Genomic DNA, 18,416 nt, shown 5'->3' on the forward strand with positions numbered 1-18,416 from the left:
TTATTCACTCTCCTTAAAAAGTTGGAACTACAGCCCCTTTGTATTTTTCAATTATAAAGTTTTTCACCTTTTCAGTTTGAAGTATTGAAATTAATTCTTTAATTATTTTATTATCTTTATTTTTCTTCTTTACAGCTATTATATTTGCATATGGTGAATTGGCATTTTCTATAAATAATGCATCTTTTAATGGGTTTAATCCGTTTTCTATTGCATAATTTGTATTTATTACAGCTCCAACCACAGAAGCATCTTCCTTATATGTTCTTGGCAAATATGCAGCATCCAATTCAACAAAAGTCAAATTATATTTATTTTCTTCGATATCATTAATAGTAACCTTTACAGAATTTGTATTTTTTAACTTTATTAACCCATTTTCTTGTAGTAGCAATAATGCTCTCCCTTCATTTGTTGCATCATTTGGAATCACTACTTTATCCCAGATTTAAATTCTTTTATTGACTTTTTAGAATAAAATCCCATAGGTTCAACATGAATTTTTGCAATTGATATTAAATCTTTATATCCTTTGTTTTTTGAAAATTCTTCTAAATAAGGTATATGTTGAAAATAATTCGCATCAATTTGTTCTTCTTCCAAAGCTATATTTGGCTGTACATAATCATTAAAAACAACAATTTCCAATTTATACCCTGTCTTTTTTTCAAAATCATCCTTAACAAATTCAAGAATTTCTGCGTGAGGAACAGCTGTTGCACCGATTTTTAACACCTTTTCTTCCTTTGAACATCCCGAAAACACTGATACTAATGCTAACAATAGTATGAAAACTCCTAACTTTTTCACTACAAACACCTCCTGATAAAATTTAAAAAAATAAGGCCGGTTATTTTCATAACCGGCCTTCTCAATTAATTCCACTCAGCACGAAAACAGAGTGGCATCAATCTTCCATGGAGAAGACCTTACATGCCACATCATCATATGTACTTTATATAATCTTTCTAAATTTTTAATTAATTTCATAATATCACCCACATATAATTTTTTTGTATTTTAACATATGTGTTTTTTTATGTCAAGTAAACAAAAGATTATTAGAGTAAATAAAATGTAAATTAAAAAGAGCTGAAAAGTCAGCTCTTTTTATGGATATACTCTATACAATGTTCTTGCAAACGGAATAGCTTCTCTAATATGTTTCAATCCACAAATCCATGCAACAGTTCTTTCTATTCCAAGTCCGAACCCACTATGTGGTACAGAACCAAATTTTCTTAAATCAAGATACCATTGATATTCTTCAACTGGTAAATTATTTTCCTTTAATCTCTCTACTAATACTTCCTCTTGCCAGATCCTTTCAGAAGCACCTATAATTTCTCCATATCCCTCTGGAGCTATCATATCATCACATAATACAACATCTGGATTTTCTGGATCTGGTTGCATATAAAATGCTTTAACTGATTTTGGATATTTTTCTATAATTACTGGTTTATCAAAATCCTCTGCTATCATCGTCTCATCATCTGCACCTAAATCTTCACCCCATTTAATGTCTGAGCCTTTTTTGTTTAATAATTTAATAGCTTCTGTATATGTAATCCTTGGAATGGACCTTCTATTTTTTCCAATTTAGATATATCTCTTCCAAGAGCAACTAAATTCTCTGATGCATTTTCAAGCACTTTCTTAACCACATAAGAAACAAGATTTTCCTGTAATTGCATATTATCCTCATGGGTATAATATGCAACTTCTGCCTCATTCATCCAGAACTCTATTAAATGTCTTCTTGTTTTTGATTTTTCTGCTCTAAATGTTGGACCTAAATTATATACCTTTCCTAATGCCATAGCTGCTGCTTCAAGATATAATTGTCCTGTTTGAGCTAAATAAACCTTTCCATAATCAAAATAATCTATTTCAAATGTGTTTCCTGCACTTTCTCCTATTGAACCTGTAAATATAGGTGTGTCTATTAATACAAATCCATTATTGTTGTAAAATTCTCTGATGGCTTTAATAATTTCATGTCTAACCTTTAAAATATGGAATTGTCTTCTTGATCTTAGCCATAAGTGCCTATGTTCCATTAAAAAGTCTATACCATGTTCTTTTTTAGAAATTGGATAGTCTTCAATTGGATTATGTACAATTTCAACATCATCAATATGTAATTCAAAACCAGCAGGTGATCTTTGATCTTCTACAACTGTGCCTCTAACTATTAATGAGCTTTCCATTTTTAATTTTTTTACTTTTGCATATTTTTCTTCGCCTAATGTACTTTTTTCAACTACACCTTGAACAAAACCTGTTCCATCTCTTAATTGCAAAAATGCGATTTTACCGCTTGCTCTTTTATTCCATAACCAGCCTCTAAACTCTACCTTTTGCCCTATATATTTTTTCATATCTTTAATATATACCCATTCCATATTTCTCCTCCCAAAAATTCAAATTTTTATATATTATATCATATTATATGTTATAATCCGTAGAAATTTTTACATTCAATTTTCTGTATCTTGCTTAAATAAAATATTTTTAATGTCTTCTTCTTTGATATAATATACATTTCCTACTTTATAGCTTTTTAGTTTTTTCTCTTTTATCCAACGTCGTATAGTTTCCGGATGTTTATTCAACATACTACCAGTTTCTTTTAAAGTAAAAAATTTTATACCTTCTAATTCAATCATAAAAACCCTCCTTTATATAATTTTGTATAGGCAACTCAATATTATTATATATTTTTACACATAAAAAATCAAGGTTTATTTTCTTTCTTAACATAATCTTAATAAAAAGATTTACGGTATTTATAAACTGTATTTATGTATTTAGCAATAGCGAAATATGTATTATAAGCTAATTTCATGTGTTAAGGTGGTAATCCACGGTTACCACATGTGGTAATCCACAGTTACCACCTTTTATTAAGGTAGTAATTCTCAATTACCACCTTTTAAACAAAAAACATGAAGGTGGTAATCCACGGTTACCACCTTCAAAAAAACGTAACATTATAAAACTTTATCATTTTTAGCAATTTCATAATTACCTCTCCAGGTATCAATGACAATACATTCATATTTATTTAGTTGTTCCATAATCTTCTTATCAACACCGTATTTTCTTGCAGTTTCGAGCTCATTAAGTTCAAAGAATTTAAATAAAATAAGGATATGAGCTTGTTTAATAGCCGCTTTATTTATATCACTAAACTGCTGGGTAACAAAAATAATATCAATACCTCGTTTTCTTGCAGTTTTAACGAGTTTTTCTAATTCAATAGGATTCTTTTTGAGCGGATAAAACATATGAGCTTCGTCTATTAATAAAACTATATTTCCCTTATTCCATACAGAACGAGAAAATCTATTTACAAAATTGAACAGCAAAGTATCGTCTATATATTCAGTCTCAATAATAAGTCTATCAAAAGAGGTTATAAGCTTATCAGTATTAATTTTATCAGCTATTTCATCGTTTAACTGTAATAACTTCATATTACCGAGTTTAAGGTGATCATGCGAATTATCCAGGACGAATAATTTCTTTTCTTCAGCTAATTCATTAGCTAATTTTCTTGCAAGATAACTTTTACCTGATCCTGATTTTCCAAGAATAGTATAAATCATTCTCCCACCTCTGGTAAATTTGGTAAAGCTGGGATAATAAACCCATTTCCTATAATACCGATTGCACCAAGGATAAGAACCATTTTAGGGCTCATTTTTTTAATAGAGAGTGTATTAACAGCATCTTTAAATCCTAACATTTTCAAATAAGCCATAGTAGATTGCTTATATCTTTCGACGAAAGTAGGATCATTAATTTTACGTATATTAGCGATTTGAGAGCCTACAAATTCAATACCCATTTCAATAGTCATATCATCGAACTGAAAATTATCGATAAAATCATTTTCGTTTATAGTTTCATCTGTTTCTGTATCTTCCATAATTTCCTGAAAATCATTAACAACAACATCATTTATATTCTCCATATTATAACCCCTTCTAAATTGTGCAAATGGATCTATTTTTTCCTGGACAACAGGTGCAGGCATAACCTTATTTTCAATAACTGGTGTAGAACTTCTTTGCATTAAAGCAATAACAAAACCGGCAAAAACAGCAATAGCAAGTGGTTTAACTATATCCAGGATATTGTCATTTTCTTTAGGTTGTTCTTTTTTTTCCTCTTTTTTTTCAATAACGGGTTCTGTATAATTTTCATACACAGTTGCCTTTGATTCTCTAACAGCCTGTCTTAAAATAACAGGCACAGAAGTTTTATTTACTTCCATATCCTCTATCACCTCAGTTTCATTTATATCTTCCTCAACGTATCTTTTACCTTTCAAAGTTTCTTTCAACCTATCAATTAAGTATTTTTTCTCTTCATAATACTTTGCAGCGATTTCCTGAGCTGCTTTAATTTTTTCCTCATAAGTTTGAGCTGATCTATCTATATTTTGAAAGAAAAAAGAAGGTAATTCTAAATCATCGGCATATTTTTCAAGTTGTTTCAAATGATGTTGTACTGAATTCTTATGCAAATCTAAAGCACTGGCAATTTGGCCAAAAGAAAGGTTATACCGTCTCATAAAATAAATACTAATAGCCTCTAACTCATAAAACTTCAAGAAACTTCACCCCCTCAATATTTTAAAAATGATAAATCCTATTAAAAAAATTCCCAGTGATCCAATCAAAAGACTTGATCCTGCACTTTGGCCAACGAGTTTTAATTCATCTGCATTTTTAGCGATAATATCAATTACACGTATTGTAATTACTTCAACTGCGAAAGTGCCAGCAAAAATAGTAACTAAAATGGCAAAAACCCACTTAGCGGCTAACTTAACATCAGTGGGATTATCAAGTCTATATATTTCCCCTTTTTTCAAATCCAATTTTTTAGCGTTATTAGTGGGATCTAAATCCATTCTATACATTATTTTCAAACCATCGTCATAATCTTTTATATCCAGGATATTTAAAGATTTCATAATCCAACCTTTTTTTCTAAATTCAGAATCTAATTTAAAATAAATATTATTATTAGCGGCATAAACATTAGCGACTGACTTAACAGGTAATATAACATCGAGAATTAATTCCATATTTTCACCTCGCAATACTACATATAGTATTAATAATATAACCACATACTAAATATACCATAAAAGTATACTTATTGTCAATGATAAACAAATGAATATCATGTCAGTTTAACGTCATTTGATGAAAACTTTAGATAAATAGCCGTAGTATTCAAACTTGAATGACCTAACAATGACTGAATAACGTTTATAGGCACACCTTCATTAATTTTTGATATAGCAAAAGAATGTCTTAGCTTATGAACGCTAACGTCCTTTTCAATACCAGCCTTTTTAGCTGCGATTTTAATTTCTCTTTGAATAGATCTTTTACCAGGTAAAATATCTTTAAAGTTTTCAAATAGATCTTTTAATTTCTTATCAATCTTCAAAACTCTTTCCTTATTACCTTTACCCAAAACACGTAATATATATGTATTTCTATTTATTTTTTCAAAATCCAGGTTATATAGCTCTGATAATCTCAACCCTGTTTTATATATAAACTCAAAGATATAGCAATAAGGTTCTCGAGAATTTTTAATAAGCTTTTTAATTTCTTTTTCAGTTAAAAAACGTGGTAAAGCGTTATAACGAGGGGGTTTTAAATGCTCCCAGAATTTCTTTTTAATTTTCCCATTATCGTATAAATAATTTAAAAATGAGCGAACTATAGTAATTTTTCGAGCTATAGTATTTGGCTTTTGATTTTTAATTTTCTCCATGAATAAATTTAAACCCTGCATTGAAGCAGGGTTTTTAACTTTAGAAAATTCATTTAAAACCTGGTTATAATTTTTCAAAGTAGTTGAATTTACATTTTTTATCAAAGATAATTCATTTAAAAAATTCTCTATTTCTTTTTTAATACGCATTACAATCACCTGTCATAAAATGTATATTTTGTGAAATTTGAATTATTCATATAGATCGATTTTATCTGTATCAGTTAGCCAGGTATCTGGTAAAATTGCTGGATCATAGGATAATGTCAATGCTTCTGGGTCATTATTTATTACTGTAATTTCGTGATTTGTGAATAATATAGAAACGTTGTTATAATTTGGGTTTGTAATTCCACCTTTACCTTTTATTTCCTCTCTTGAATATTCTTTAACATCTTTTATATAAAACAAAATTTGTTTATCTGATTTTTTAAACATTATTGCATTCATACTATTTCACCTCCTGCTATAATAAATTGTTTATATTTTTCACATTTGCAGTAAGAGATGTTCCGAATGTTCCACTTGATAAGTTTGCAAACGCTCCATTACTCATTCGTATATGATATTGATTATTATCAAATACGTTATTGTTTAGTCTAAAAATTGAAGTATGTAAATCAATTCCAAATGTATCATTAATTCCTGAATCAATAAAATTTTTAAATTGACAATTTGAGATATAACCCAGACCATAATATACAATCAACCCTTTTGAATTATTATAATCAATACTTTTTCCATCAAATACTACGTTGTGGACATTAATCTTTGAATTATACCCATCAATGTATATACAATATCTATAACTCCCCATACCATATGGTGAAATTTTAAAATTCTCAAAATCGAACGTTTTTGTATAAACATTTTTAAAAAATAAATAAAATTCATCTAAGTACGTATCATCTGCATTTGCTGTTTCCCTTGGATTAACAATCTTGTAATAAATTTATCAGGTATATCAATTATTTCTGAACCATTTATTGTATGTGTCCCTTTTTTTATAGTTACTATTAAAGAACTGAGATATTTTGGAAGAGCGTTAAATAATGCTGTAAATGTTTTATAAGGTTTATTATAACTACCGTCTGCTGTTGAATCATCACCATTTGTTGGATCAATATATAAAGATAATTCATCTGTTTTTATTCTATTATTAATATCATCTATATCTGCTTTACTCGCAATATCTGCCATGTTTATAACAGGCAAATTTCCAAAAGGATTAAAACCCATATTCTCACCTCGCTAAATTATTTTTCCTAAAATATAACTTAATGCTGCAATAGATCCGAATTTTAAAAAAGTATTAGTTTTCTCTTTATTTTCATATTCTGAGTTTCTGTATAGATGATTTCTAAGCTCGTTTATTGCTTTAGTTGGTGTTGCAACCTGTATATTATACTTATAGTCATTATTATCAAAAACTTCAGCCCTTTTATATTTGTAATAAATAAAACCGTCTTTTAATTCAATACCAAGCATTACATATGCATAAATAGGGAAGTAAATATCCTTTAAATAACTCAATATCCCCTTTAAAGAATTTGCATAAACATAAGCCTGGTAATCTGTAAGGATCTTTTCATTAATAACGCTTGTTGCATGAGCTCCAGTGATGTTTTCCTTATCGCCAAAAAACATAACCATCAAATTTACATTTTCCACCTTTTCACCAAGTGCAATAGCAACAGCATTATAAAACCTGTGTATATCCTCACAATCACCTTTCATAGCATAAATAGTTGCTCTTGCTGTTTGCATTAAATCCTCATGTTTTTGAGATAATAATTTTGTTGTAAATTCATCATCTGAATACCGCAAAAGATAGAATAAATAAGGAATATCGTTTAATGTTTTAATAGGTATATTATATTTTTTCAATTGTTCTAAAAATGCTTTTGTAGTTTCTATTTCATTTAATCCTGTTTCTACATCTAACGGTTTAGTTTTTATAAACTTATCCTCTACAATTTCCTTTAAATCTTTAAGACTCCACATTGTACCAACTCCAATGCAATTAACTTGCCCTTTCTAAGATTAGAAATATAAATTAATGTTTCCTTATCCTGTTTATTTACACTATTTAATTCAAACCTGTTTTTTGCACTCATTAATCCATAATGATATAAAATTGCAAGCCTTTCAAAATCACTTAAATACTGATAAAATTTCGTATTTTTATATTTTTCAAGTTTGGGTAAATCGATCTCTTCCAGCAAGTTTAAAAATTTGCATACTATTTCTGTTGAAGTTACTGGATCAAATATATTCAAATTCTCTGCTCTAACTCTTTTAATAGCCCATGGTGTCATTTGATAAAGCCCAACCGCATTAGTGGCAGGGTTACGTGCGGCTGGGTTAAAACTACTTTCTGCAAAAGCTAAAGATAATATGTCAAGGGGGGATAGAGTTTTACGCTGGCCATTATTTTTAAAAGTGTTCTTATTTCAAGCATTTTTAAATTCTCCCACTTTTATATTTTTTACTTGCTTTTTTTATTGCATTTTTCCAGGATATTGCACTATGTTTATATATTTTCTTTGCTTCTCTTACAATTTTCTTTAAAGCATTAGAACCTTTATTTGATTTTCTTTTTCTTCTCTTTTTAGCCATTTTCTTAACCTCCTGTTAAACTGTATTAGCCTTTTTAAGCGCTTTTTAAAAGTTTCTGTGATAAATTACATACCTAAAAAAATACACCATCCTTAAATCGTCATATTTTAGAAGCTAAAAACTGCACTATTACTGCGTTTCAAAATATTCAATATATACATTAATCGGTGAAGCATTTGCCAGTGGTTGAAAGGTTATTGCTCTTGCTACAAGCCTTACAAAAGTCGATCCTGCAATTTCTTTTGGATACTCTTTTATTGTTACCGTTCCACCAAATGCAACAGGTAAAGGTTCAAGAGTAACAAAAATTTGCCAGTTTGTTAGATCACCGAATACCTGAAAACCTGAAATAGCAGGTATAACTCCATTTTTTTGATATGTTTTTGCTGTTGTTCCGTCTAATTCTTCAAAGTCAAAATTATTACCACCTTGAACACCACCAGTAAAAAATTCAGGTAAATGTTTTATATTATCGTTTATAATCCTGTAATTAGTATTTGCATCAACGTATATATTTTCTTTTAAAACTAATATTTCAAGTGGGGCTATATCTGCAGGACAAGAAATATAAAACTTTTCAAAATTTACCAGGTTAATACTTTCAATATCCTGTAAAGGTATTTCCTGGCTTAATGTACTATCAAATTTAATAGTTGCTTCTTTGGGTGTTTGTAAAACTACAATTCCAGTACCTTTTTCTCTGTATTCCTTGTCTATTAATTCTTTAGAAGTATCTATTACAATCTTTTTTATAACTTCTTTCATTAAATCACCTCGATTATTTTTGCTACCTCCGTTAATAATCCTGCTGCGTCATCTGCATGATCGATAATTGAATAAATCACATCTGCTAATACTTCAAATGCTTTTTTTGTAATGCCTCTTAATTCATCTGGTATCTTTTCTTCATGTTCATCATAGAATGTCAAAATCTCTTCCTTTACACTTTGAGCTATTTTTTCATCATTTTCATCAATCTTTTTTCTTATTCTCTCTAAAATATCTACAAGCATTTGTTTTAATGCACTTTTTAAAAACGGTACAAGACTTATAATCATAGGTACAATAAATCTTAAATTAAACATTTTCTCAGTCCTTTCTTACAAATAATTTATACATATCCTCTCTGAGTTTATTAATCGCCTCGGTATTACGATCTAAACTTTTTTTAATTTCACGTACTGTGTAATATAATAAAAATGCACTATATGCTGTGGGTAATCCTACATTGCTTATCATGCTCATTAATTGATCCATTAAATCACTTCCTTAAAAGCAGGAATCCTCCAACTGCTGCAGCTCCAGCAAGAATAACAGGTAAGAAATTTGTTTTTTTCTCTGTTCTTGTTGGTACTGCGGCTTTTCTTGCAGTATCTCTGATTTTTCCACCTGTTGGATCAACTGCCGCTGCAACTTGAAAGGTTTTTCTTTGAACTGTTCTGGGAATATATGATCTTGAAACTCTGTGTGTAGGTTGCGGTGTTACTCTATGAACTGCAGAGGTAACTCTGTGAATTGAAGGTCTTGAAACTGCTCTATGTACAACAGGTTTTGGCTTTGACCTTGGTTTAGGTCTGGGTTTTCTTTTTTTCCCAAACATAGACCCCACTACACCGCCAACGGTTTTTGTTACTCCATCAACTACACCACCAACAAATTCAGCAGCACCTTTAAAGAAATCAAATGGCCCCAGCTTATAGGTATAGTCTTTTTTGCCTGTTTAATTTTTTTTACATGTGACACTTTTACTGGTTTAGGCCTTATTACAGGTCTTTTTACATGTGGTCTGGGTTTTCTTGGCATTACTCCTGGTCTTCTCATTCCTATACTTCTTGGTGGTTTTTTTATTCTTCCTGGTGTTAATCTTGTATATTTATGTTGCCTCATTCTCATCTAATCACCTCACTTATTCATAAGCAAAACTATTAATAATACACCTGCAAGCCCTAAAATAGCGAATAACATTGTATTATCATTTTTCTTTTCTTCTGTTTTTACCACTATTTGTTGTGGTTGTGGTCTTGGTGCTGGTGCAGGTGCGGGGGCTGGTTTAGAACCCCATTTAATAAATTATTTGCAAATCCTACTACGCCTTTTGCTGCATTAAAGATACCTCCTAATATATCCATGCGTTTCACCTCGCTTATAACTTTCTTTGATGTTCAAGCACCATTTCTATACTGTATCCCATACTTGCTGCAATTTCTTCGAATTCTGCTTTGTCAAATTCAATAACCGGTATTTCAACAAATGTCAATGGGTTGTCAAAATCAACTGCAACTGGTGCATTTACATATACTTGAAGCATGAAATCATCAAGTAATGCAATGTATGGAAGATAGTATGAACTTTCAAAAATTTTTTTGCTGTTTAAATCTCCTAAGGATCCTTTCATGAATGACTTAATTTCTGTAGAGGATCCGAGCGGTGCTTCCCATGCAATTTTGTAATATCCATCTAAGAATAAATAATAGACTTTTAATGTTCCTGTTATTCCTGTTTCTGAACTGGTTAATGTTATTTTTTGTTTATGCTATCTATGGCTTTCACGCCCAATGTATGTACTGTTCCGTTTCCTTCATCAAGTACGGCATATACTGATTTGCTTAAGTCATCTGTATCAACAACAGCGATTTTACCTGCAACTGTTACGTTAAATTCAGTAGCGCTAATTGTGTAATTAGCTGCTTCATGTTTTGAAGCTAATTTCATTCTAAATGGTCTATCACTGTCAATTTGATATATTTTTTGTCCTGGTACGTCAAATTCCAGGACTTTTGAATCTTTGTTTACTACATTTGCATATTTTTCAAAGTCATTTAAAAATAAGGTTTTTACTGTATTCATTTACATCACCTCAATATTCTTCATAGTCTTCATATTCTTCTGGTATATCCACTTCATAATCTGCTCCTAATAGATCCATTTCTTGTACTTCTGATGTTGTTAATTCAACTGCTGGAATTTCTATTTTTGATTTTGTTAAATCAAGGGTTATGTCTGAACTTACTTCTACAAATACTTCAAATTTTTCTAATTCTTCAAATAATAGGTCGTTTTCAACAGGGAATGTTAATGCTTCTTGATATTTTTCGTTGTATTGATCACTTTCTGTTATTTCTCTGTATGCTCTGTATTCTTTTTCTGCACTCAATTGTGTTGCAAGCATTTCTTTACTACTTTTACCTGCAAAACAAATTTTTGTGTCTGCTGATAATTCGTTTCCTGCTGCGTCTCTTAATTTCATTCTTATTGCAGGGTTATTTAATATTACAAATGCACTTTTTCTTGGCGGTACTATTTCCAATATTTTTATAGCCTGTCCGGCTTTTAAACTTACTGTGTCTGAATAACTTGCCCATTCATCACTTAATGAAAGTACTCTTTGATTCATATTTTCTTACCTCCTCTTACTTCTTTAATTTTTTTGTCATTTTTAATACTACAAATAATATTCCTGCTCCCGCTGCTGCTCCTGCTGCTAAATCCTTCCAGTTTGTTTTTAAGTAATCTACTAATTTATCCATACTTTCTACCTCCTTGAGTTTTTTTGTCGCTTTTTGTGCGATACAGTGTTATTTTGTTCTTTTTTGTTGTACAAATTCAAGATGGTAAAAAGCACATATAATAACAAAAAGACGGTCAAATTTTGATACTAATTTGACCGCCTTTTGTACAAATAATAATATATTTTCGTACAAATTTGTACGATTTTTTTTATATTTTTTCACAGTTTATAACAAGTCATCACATTTTTTGTCCGCTAAAATTTGAGCCTCTAAGCTTATTGAAGTACAAAAAGATATAGTTTTATACATAATAAATAAAAAAACGGCTTATTTTGGCCGTTATTTTTCATATATCACCATATTTTTACCCAGGAACTTTATTATTTTTTCATTCGCTATATATTTTCTTGATTTTTTGTTTGATAGTTTGTTGTTTTCTACTTCTATTATTTCTTTTATTAATATTAAGGTTTTTCTGTCTATATATTCAATACTTTTATTGTATTCTCTTTTATATTTTAATATATAAAATATCCTTATTATTATTCTCGCCGCTACTTTCATTACCGCTTTATAGTGATTGTTGTATTTATATGTGTAGTAATATACCGCTCTTTTTATGTTATTATCCCCGCTTTTTTGCATGTTTCTTAGTATGAATAGATACATTTTTGCTTTAAATACTTTGTGGGATATTATTTTTTTCGTCCTTTTTATGCTCGTTCCCGATTCTTCTTTTGCTACTCCAAAGCCTAAGAACTTTTTAAATGCTTTTACTGTTTTAAATCGTTTTATATCTACTATTTTTGATACTATTATACACGCGTCATAATATGAGAATTTCGGTATTGTCATTATCGCTTTTATCTGTTCTTTTATGAATTTATGTGAATCTACGTATTTATTTATTTTTTCTTCTAATAATTCAATGCTTTCTTCTATGTTTTTTATCCTGTTTACCCTTAAGTGTATTAATTTGTTTTCTGTGTTTAATGCATATTTTATTAGCTTCGCTTTTGTTAGATCATGCGTTTTTTCGTCTATTACATATAATTCTGATCTAAGCCTGTTAAATTCTCTTGTTTTCGCTTTTAATAAGCTTTCCCTTTCTGAAATCATTAAGTTAAGTTTTTTCGCTATTATATATTTTTTATCTACTTTGTATTTTGTAAATTGCTTTTCTTGCGTGTAATAATATGTTTCAAGTATTTTTGCGTCTATTGAGTCGTTTTTTTGAAATCTGTTTCCTTTGAATTTTGCTATTAAATATGTTGGTACTACATATACGTTAAATTCTTTATATAATTTTTCTATTAAAGGTATTGAATATACTCCTGTGGGTTCTAATAATATATTTTTTATTTTGTTTTCTTTTAAATGTTTTTTAGTTTGTTTATTTCTTTTGATGAAAACCTTTTTACTTTCTGGTTTATGCTTACATAATGCATGCTTTTTCCTACGTCAATGCCTGCTACCACCCCGTGTTACCCCCTTTTTTTGAGCTAAAATAAAAGCCAGTTCCTTGCCACTAATCCGTTAAATATACTTTTATTACCAATATACCCTTACGAGCTTTTGGAACTGGCTTTTATATGTCCTGGCACTCCACTAATTTAATAAAATCGTTGTTTCATTATAACATTAAGAGTTACCAGGACTATATCAATTTTAAACTGTATTCTTTTACTTCTTTTGCATTTTGTATAATAATTTTTTCTTATGTGGTCTTTTACAAACGTATTGTCCGTATTAAATATTATTTCTCTTGTTTCTTCTTTTATATCTACATTTAAGAATCCTGCATATAATTGTAATTCTGAATACATTTCATCTGTTAAGATATGCTTTAATATTTTATTTTTTCGCTTTCTTTTTCTATTTTTACTTTTTCCTGTTGTTGTATCTTTTTAGCTTGTTCTTCTCTTATTTTTTCTTTGGCCAACTCTCCGAAATATATTTTTGTCTTGTTGTATTTACTTTCGTAGTATATTAATCCTTCTTGTTTTAAGGTACGAAATATTTTTATTACTTTTGGTTTTCCTATATTTACTTCTTTTGAAACTTTATTTATAGTAACATTATCAATAGGATTATTAAAAAAATTTTCATTTAATTTAAATAGTAAATAATTATATATTCTACAAGTATAAACATCAAAATGTTTTTCTAATGCTATTTTCTGAAATTCAATAAATAGTGTTGCAACATTGAATGTTTTAGTAACTTTGTTTTCTTTGTACAACTTCCCCACCCTCTTGCACTATACGTCTTTTTTTGCTATAATTATTATGGGACTCATTGGCGTGGGATCCCAATGTGCTGGCGGTTGGCATACTTGTGTGCTGATCGCCTTTTTCTATTTTATATACTTCATATATCAGATCTAATATACTTTTTAATAATTCTGGATCCTTTATTTTCTCTGCTATTCTTATAACTCGCATTAATGCATTTTCATATCCTGTTATATATCCTCTTTCATACTCGGTTCTCATTCTTTCCCCTCCTTGTAAATTTATTTTTCTTAGGGTATAATTTAATTAAATAAATTTAAGGGGGCTTATATATGGAAAAAGTAAAAGATAGGTTTTATGGTGCATTATTTGGTTTAATTGTTGGCAATGCATTAGGTGCTCCTATAAAAATATAAACGTTGATACGATAAGTGATTTTTCAGGTGGAGGTATATATGATCTCGATGTAGGAGAATGGACAGATAGTGCTTCAATGGCATTATGTCTTGCTGAATCTTTGATTGAAGATGGTTTTAATTTAGATAGTCAAATAAAAAATATTTAAAATGGATTGATGATGGTTACTTATCTTCAAAAAGTAAAGCATTCGGCATAGATAATCAAACAATGGAAGCTCTTATTTATTATGAAAAAGATAATAAATTTCCTGAAATCACTAAAAAGATTCAAATAAACCGTTAGCTCGATTGTCTCCTGTTCCATGTTTTTTAAAAATTCTTTTAAAATGCTGTTTATTATTCCGGTCAAAGCTCATATACTACACATAATAATATATATTCAATTCATTCATGCAAACTCATGGGCGGAATTATTCAACAAGCAATTGTTGGAGAAAATAAAAGATTCTTAATTGATGAAGTGCATAAACATATGGATCTGATATACGATGTAAAATTAAGAGTTGTTGATATAAAATATAAAACAATGGATCAAATAAACTCCACATCTTCTTCTTTAGACTCATTGGAAATTGCATTATGGTCTTTTTATAATACCAATTCGTTCAAAGAGGCCGTTTTAACAGCTGTTAATTTCAAAGGGATACAGATACTATTGGTGCCATTATAGGACAATTAGCTGGTGCATATTATGGTTTTGATAATATACCAAAATTGTGGACTTTAAAAATAGCAAAAAAAGATACTATTCTCGATATTATAGAAAAACTTTATACTATTTCAAACTGAGACCTAAAGCTTTCTGCAGAGCGGAAGGTTTTAGGTTAATTTTTTTTGTTTTGTTATATATATTTTCTAAAACCTTTTGCAAAGCAAATCTTCCTAAGCCTTTCGCGTAGCGAAGAACTTTTGCGAAGCAAAGTTCTTCGCTACGCGAAATGTTTAGGTCTTTTTTTATTTAGATATAAAAAATTTATTTTTTTGTAATTTTAAATAAAGAAAAATTTTTATATAATATCAGTATCTTATAAAAAGGAGTGGGATTATGAAAATAGGTTTAATGCATTTCAGAGTGGGTGAAACTGATGGAGTCTCATTAGAAATGAAAAAGTGGAAACTCGTATTAGAAAAACAGGGCCATGATGTGCATTTTATTGCTGGAACATTGGGAAAAGAAAATGGAATAAAGGTTCCTTTATTAGCATACGAAGAACAAAGAAATTTAATAATTAGACAAAGAGCATTTCAATCTTTAGAAGATTGGTCAAAAGGGAGATTAAAAGAAGAAATAGACAAATTAGCAAATGATATATATAATCAATTAAATGAAAAAATGAAAAACTTTGATATCGTAGTTGTAAATAATATTTTTTCTTTAGCACATAATTTATCTGCAGCAATAGCTTTAAATAAATACTTTAAAGAAAATAATATGAAAGTTATAGGTCACCATCATGATTTTTACTGGGAAAGAAATTTTTATTCTGCTCCTACTTCAGAATATGTAGAAAAAATTTTGGAAAATATTATGCCACCAAGAAATATAAAACATATTGTTATAAATTCCATAGCTCAGGAAAGTATCAAAAACTTTAAGGGTGTTGAAAGTATTATTGTTCCAAATGTTTTTGATTTTGAAGCAAAACTTTGGAAAAAAGATGAATATAATAAAAAAATATTAGAACAGGTTGGTATTAAAGAGAACGATATTATATTTTTACAGGCTACAAGAGTTGTAAGAAGAAAGGCTATCGAATTAGCAATCGATACATTATCAGAAGTTCAAAAAATATAAATAAATATATTGGTAAAGAATTATATACAGGCAAAAAAGTTACAGAAGATACAAGAATTATATTATTATTACCTGGCTTAGACGAAGAACCTTCATATAAAGAATTATTAGTGAACCATGCAAAAGAAAAAAATATAAATACCATTTTTTGTAATGAATTATTAGAAGAAATTAGAGATGAAAAAAAGGCTCCTTTTCACTATGGGATTTTTATGCTATTAGCGACTTTATAACCTATCCAAGTGTTTTAGAAGGCTTCGGAAATCAATTTTTAGAAGGATTATTTGCAAAAAAGCCCTTCTTGTTTATGAATATCCTGTATATGAGAAAGATATCAAAAAAAATGGATTTGATATAGTAAGTTTAGGTAATAATGCAAAATATATAAATAAAAAATACAAAGTTGATAATTTTGTTATTAAAAATGCAGCTAATGAAATTTTAGAAATATTATTTAATAAAGAAAAAGCTGAAAATATTATCGAAAAAAACTTTCAACTAGGAAAAAAGTTCTATTCATATCAAACTTTGGATTCATCATTGAAAAAAATATTTAATTCATAAAATTTTTAGATTTTTATATCTAATCAAAAATATATATTTAACATCTTTTTTAATTAGCCATAATGTAGAATATTCTGATTGATAAAAAAATTTTTTTGTTGTATAATTAAAAAGAAAATTTTCTTTTTAATTATTTTGAAAAAAAAGAATTCTCTAAAGGGGGTATTTATATGAAGAAATTATTAGTATTGATGTTGGTAGTAGTATTAGTATCTGCCGCTTTCGCAAAAATTACATTCTGGACAACCGAGGTTGAATCAGACAGAATGCAAAGAATCAGAGCACTAGCAACTATTTTTAAAGCACAAACAGGTATTGATGTTGAAGTTGTTCCTGTAGAAGAAAATGATTTATTAAAACAAATCCCTATTGCTAAAAACGCTGGAACATTGCCTGATCTTTTAGAAGGTGGAATTGAACCAATGATATTGTTAGGATCTCAAAATTTCTTAGATGAAGATTTAGCAACAAAAATTATAAATGACTTTGGTGATATTTATAACGGTGCTGCAAGAATGTTAAGCAATGGTGCTGGAAAGTATTATGGAATCCCATTCACTGCATGGGTACAGGGAATATGGTATAGAAAAGACATGTTCGCATCTCAGGATTTAGGTGATCCTGTAACATGGTATAACATCGCTTTAGCTGCTAAAGTTTTAAATAACCCAAAAAAGGTGTTTATGGTATTATTTTACCTAAAAAAGCTGACGCTTATGCAGAACAAGTATTTACAGAAGTTGCTTTAGCGAATGGTGCAAGACCTATTGATGAAAATGGAAATATAACATTCAATACTCCTGAAATGATTGAAGCTTTCAGATTCTATAAAGAATTGGGAAAATATTCAAAACCTGGTTTCACAACAGTTTTAGATGCTTTAAAAGGTTATTTAAATGGTGAAACAGCAATGATTTTCTACTCAACATATATTATGGATGATATTGCTGTTGAAGAAGTTCAAAAAGGTAGAATAAACAAGTTTAATCCTGAATTAGTAAAAAATACTGGTTTTGCTAATAAAATGATTAACACAAGACCTACATCATATGGTCAAGTTGTAGCTTTAGGAATAACAAAGAATGCTAATAAAGAAGAAGTAGAAAAATTTGTTAAATTCTTAATGGCAGATAAAAACTACGTATATTGGGTACATATGGCTCCAGGCGGAATGAACCCAACAAGAAAATCAATTGCAGAAAGTGACGCTTTCTTAGATAATCCTGTATTAAAGAGATATGGAAAAGCTAAAATTGCTGAAATTGTTGGTGCTTTAGATTCTGTTGAAAGATTTGAATTTATTAAAGGTAAAGTTATTACAGATATGAGTAAGTTAAGTGCAAATTTTGTAATCGGTAAAGCTATTAACTATATGTTTGCTAACGATTGGACACCTCAGCAAACAGCAATGTGGGCACAAAAAGAAGCAGAAAAAGTTTTAGGTAAATAATTATTCTTTTTCATAAAG

24 protein-coding genes and 4 pseudogenes are annotated in these 18,416 nt (G+C 29.1%); 4 read left to right on the plus strand and 24 right to left on the minus strand.

What is annotated here, in order from left to right:
- Positions 1-13: 13 nt before the first annotated feature.
- The 24 genes and pseudogenes from DJ007_RS20140 to DJ007_RS07490 all read right to left on the minus strand — a co-directional run bounded on the left by DJ007_RS20140 (position 14) and on the right by DJ007_RS07490 (position 14,431).
- Positions 14-810: pseudogene (locus DJ007_RS20140) on the minus strand (MetQ/NlpA family ABC transporter substrate-binding protein).
- A 300-nt stretch (positions 811-1,110) separates the two neighbouring features.
- A pseudogene (gene asnS, locus DJ007_RS07390) lies at positions 1,111-2,408 on the minus strand (asparagine--tRNA ligase).
- Between the two features lie 75 nt (positions 2,409-2,483).
- The gene (locus DJ007_RS07395; RefSeq protein WP_129409050.1) at positions 2,484-2,672 is read right to left on the minus strand and encodes a helix-turn-helix domain-containing protein; all 189 of its coding nucleotides are present in this window, start codon (positions 2,670-2,672) and stop codon (positions 2,484-2,486) included.
- A 324-nt stretch (positions 2,673-2,996) separates the two neighbouring features.
- Positions 2,997-3,614: a zonular occludens toxin domain-containing protein gene (locus DJ007_RS07400; RefSeq protein ID WP_129408989.1), complete on the minus strand. Its 618-nt coding sequence runs from the start codon at positions 3,612-3,614 to the stop codon at positions 2,997-2,999.
- Positions 3,611-4,585 (minus strand): helix-turn-helix domain-containing protein, encoded by a 975-nt coding sequence (locus DJ007_RS07405; protein WP_129409051.1) that lies wholly within the window; start codon positions 4,583-4,585, stop codon positions 3,611-3,613. Before DJ007_RS07405 ends, DJ007_RS07400 begins: the two co-directional genes overlap by 4 nt.
- A 45-nt stretch (positions 4,586-4,630) precedes the next feature.
- Entirely contained in the window at positions 4,631-5,104 is a 474-nt protein-coding gene (locus DJ007_RS07410) for a hypothetical protein (protein ID WP_129408995.1), read from the minus strand.
- Positions 5,105-5,202: 98 nt separating this feature from the next.
- On the minus strand, positions 5,203-5,958 hold the full coding sequence (locus DJ007_RS07415; RefSeq protein ID WP_129408996.1) for a tyrosine-type recombinase/integrase: 756 nt from the start codon (positions 5,956-5,958) through the stop codon (positions 5,203-5,205).
- 42 nt (positions 5,959-6,000) lie between these two features.
- A complete protein-coding gene (locus DJ007_RS07420) occupies positions 6,001-6,258 on the minus strand; it encodes a hypothetical protein (RefSeq protein WP_129408998.1) in 258 nt (85 codons plus the stop codon).
- 16 nt (positions 6,259-6,274) lie between these two features.
- Entirely contained in the window at positions 6,275-6,625 is a 351-nt protein-coding gene (locus DJ007_RS07425; protein WP_129409052.1) for a hypothetical protein, read from the minus strand.
- Between the two features lie 77 nt (positions 6,626-6,702).
- Positions 6,703-7,047, minus strand: coding sequence for a hypothetical protein (locus tag DJ007_RS07430; protein WP_129409002.1), 345 nt, complete (start codon positions 7,045-7,047; stop codon positions 6,703-6,705).
- Between the two features lie 12 nt (positions 7,048-7,059).
- The gene (locus DJ007_RS07435) at positions 7,060-7,812 is read right to left on the minus strand and encodes a hypothetical protein (protein ID WP_129409053.1); all 753 of its coding nucleotides are present in this window, start codon (positions 7,810-7,812) and stop codon (positions 7,060-7,062) included.
- A pseudogene (locus tag DJ007_RS07440) lies at positions 7,791-8,237 on the minus strand (transglycosylase SLT domain-containing protein); the annotation flags it as partial. The gene DJ007_RS07435 and the pseudogene DJ007_RS07440, both read right to left, overlap by 22 nt.
- A gap of 34 nt (positions 8,238-8,271) precedes the next feature.
- Positions 8,272-8,427 carry a hypothetical protein gene (locus tag DJ007_RS14705; protein ID WP_165974065.1) on the minus strand — a complete coding sequence of 52 codons (156 nt, stop codon included), beginning with the start codon at positions 8,425-8,427 and terminating at the stop codon, positions 8,272-8,274.
- Between the two features lie 129 nt (positions 8,428-8,556).
- On the minus strand, positions 8,557-9,192 hold the full coding sequence (locus tag DJ007_RS07445; protein WP_129409055.1) for a hypothetical protein: 636 nt from the start codon (positions 9,190-9,192) through the stop codon (positions 8,557-8,559).
- Positions 9,192-9,512 carry a hypothetical protein gene (locus DJ007_RS07450; RefSeq protein WP_129409056.1) on the minus strand — a complete coding sequence of 107 codons (321 nt, stop codon included), beginning with the start codon at positions 9,510-9,512 and terminating at the stop codon, positions 9,192-9,194. The genes DJ007_RS07445 and DJ007_RS07450 overlap by 1 nt, the downstream gene beginning before the upstream one ends.
- Positions 9,513-9,688: 176 nt before the next feature.
- The gene (locus DJ007_RS07455; RefSeq protein WP_129409057.1) at positions 9,689-10,027 is read right to left on the minus strand and encodes a hypothetical protein; all 339 of its coding nucleotides are present in this window, start codon (positions 10,025-10,027) and stop codon (positions 9,689-9,691) included.
- Between the two features lie 41 nt (positions 10,028-10,068).
- Positions 10,069-10,314, minus strand: a complete 246-nt coding sequence (locus DJ007_RS07460; protein WP_165974066.1) for a hypothetical protein — start codon at positions 10,312-10,314, stop codon at positions 10,069-10,071.
- 256 nt (positions 10,315-10,570) lie between these two features.
- Positions 10,571-10,822, minus strand: coding sequence for a hypothetical protein (locus tag DJ007_RS07465; RefSeq protein ID WP_129409059.1), 252 nt, complete (start codon positions 10,820-10,822; stop codon positions 10,571-10,573).
- 122 nt (positions 10,823-10,944) lie between these two features.
- Positions 10,945-11,274: a hypothetical protein gene (locus DJ007_RS07470; RefSeq protein ID WP_129409060.1), complete on the minus strand. Its 330-nt coding sequence runs from the start codon at positions 11,272-11,274 to the stop codon at positions 10,945-10,947.
- Positions 11,275-11,284: 10 nt separating this feature from the next.
- Positions 11,285-11,821 carry a hypothetical protein gene (locus tag DJ007_RS07475; RefSeq protein WP_129409061.1) on the minus strand — a complete coding sequence of 179 codons (537 nt, stop codon included), beginning with the start codon at positions 11,819-11,821 and terminating at the stop codon, positions 11,285-11,287.
- 454 nt (positions 11,822-12,275) lie between these two features.
- A complete protein-coding gene (locus DJ007_RS07480; RefSeq protein WP_368359664.1) occupies positions 12,276-13,343 on the minus strand; it encodes an IS110 family transposase in 1,068 nt (355 codons plus the stop codon).
- 206 nt (positions 13,344-13,549) lie between these two features.
- Positions 13,550-13,762 carry a hypothetical protein gene (locus DJ007_RS14710; RefSeq protein WP_165974067.1) on the minus strand — a complete coding sequence of 71 codons (213 nt, stop codon included), beginning with the start codon at positions 13,760-13,762 and terminating at the stop codon, positions 13,550-13,552.
- Positions 13,763-13,782: 20 nt separating this feature from the next.
- Positions 13,783-14,178, minus strand: coding sequence for a hypothetical protein (locus DJ007_RS14715; protein WP_165974068.1), 396 nt, complete (start codon positions 14,176-14,178; stop codon positions 13,783-13,785).
- A complete protein-coding gene (locus tag DJ007_RS07490; RefSeq protein ID WP_129409064.1) occupies positions 14,153-14,431 on the minus strand; it encodes a hypothetical protein in 279 nt (92 codons plus the stop codon). The genes DJ007_RS14715 and DJ007_RS07490 overlap by 26 nt, the downstream gene beginning before the upstream one ends.
- A 540-nt stretch (positions 14,432-14,971) precedes the next feature.
- Here DJ007_RS07490 and DJ007_RS07500 point away from each other — a divergent pair.
- The 4 genes and pseudogenes from DJ007_RS07500 (at position 14,972) to DJ007_RS17505 (ending at position 18,398) form a co-directional block, all read left to right on the plus strand.
- Positions 14,972-15,378: pseudogene (locus tag DJ007_RS07500) on the plus strand (ADP-ribosylglycohydrolase family protein).
- A 256-nt stretch (positions 15,379-15,634) separates the two neighbouring features.
- Positions 15,635-16,384: a glycosyltransferase family protein gene (locus tag DJ007_RS07510; protein WP_129409066.1), complete on the plus strand. Its 750-nt coding sequence runs from the start codon at positions 15,635-15,637 to the stop codon at positions 16,382-16,384.
- A gap of 734 nt (positions 16,385-17,118) precedes the next feature.
- On the plus strand, positions 17,119-17,697 hold the full coding sequence (locus DJ007_RS17500; RefSeq protein ID WP_240739377.1) for an extracellular solute-binding protein: 579 nt from the start codon (positions 17,119-17,121) through the stop codon (positions 17,695-17,697).
- A gap of 56 nt (positions 17,698-17,753) precedes the next feature.
- Positions 17,754-18,398, plus strand: coding sequence for a type 2 periplasmic-binding domain-containing protein (locus DJ007_RS17505; protein WP_240739378.1), 645 nt, complete (start codon positions 17,754-17,756; stop codon positions 18,396-18,398).
- Positions 18,399-18,416: the final 18 nt, after the last annotated feature.

It is taken from the genome of Marinitoga lauensis, assembly GCF_004135675.1.
In the GTDB taxonomy this organism is placed as follows: Bacteria; Thermotogota; Thermotogae; order Petrotogales; family Petrotogaceae; genus Marinitoga; species Marinitoga lauensis.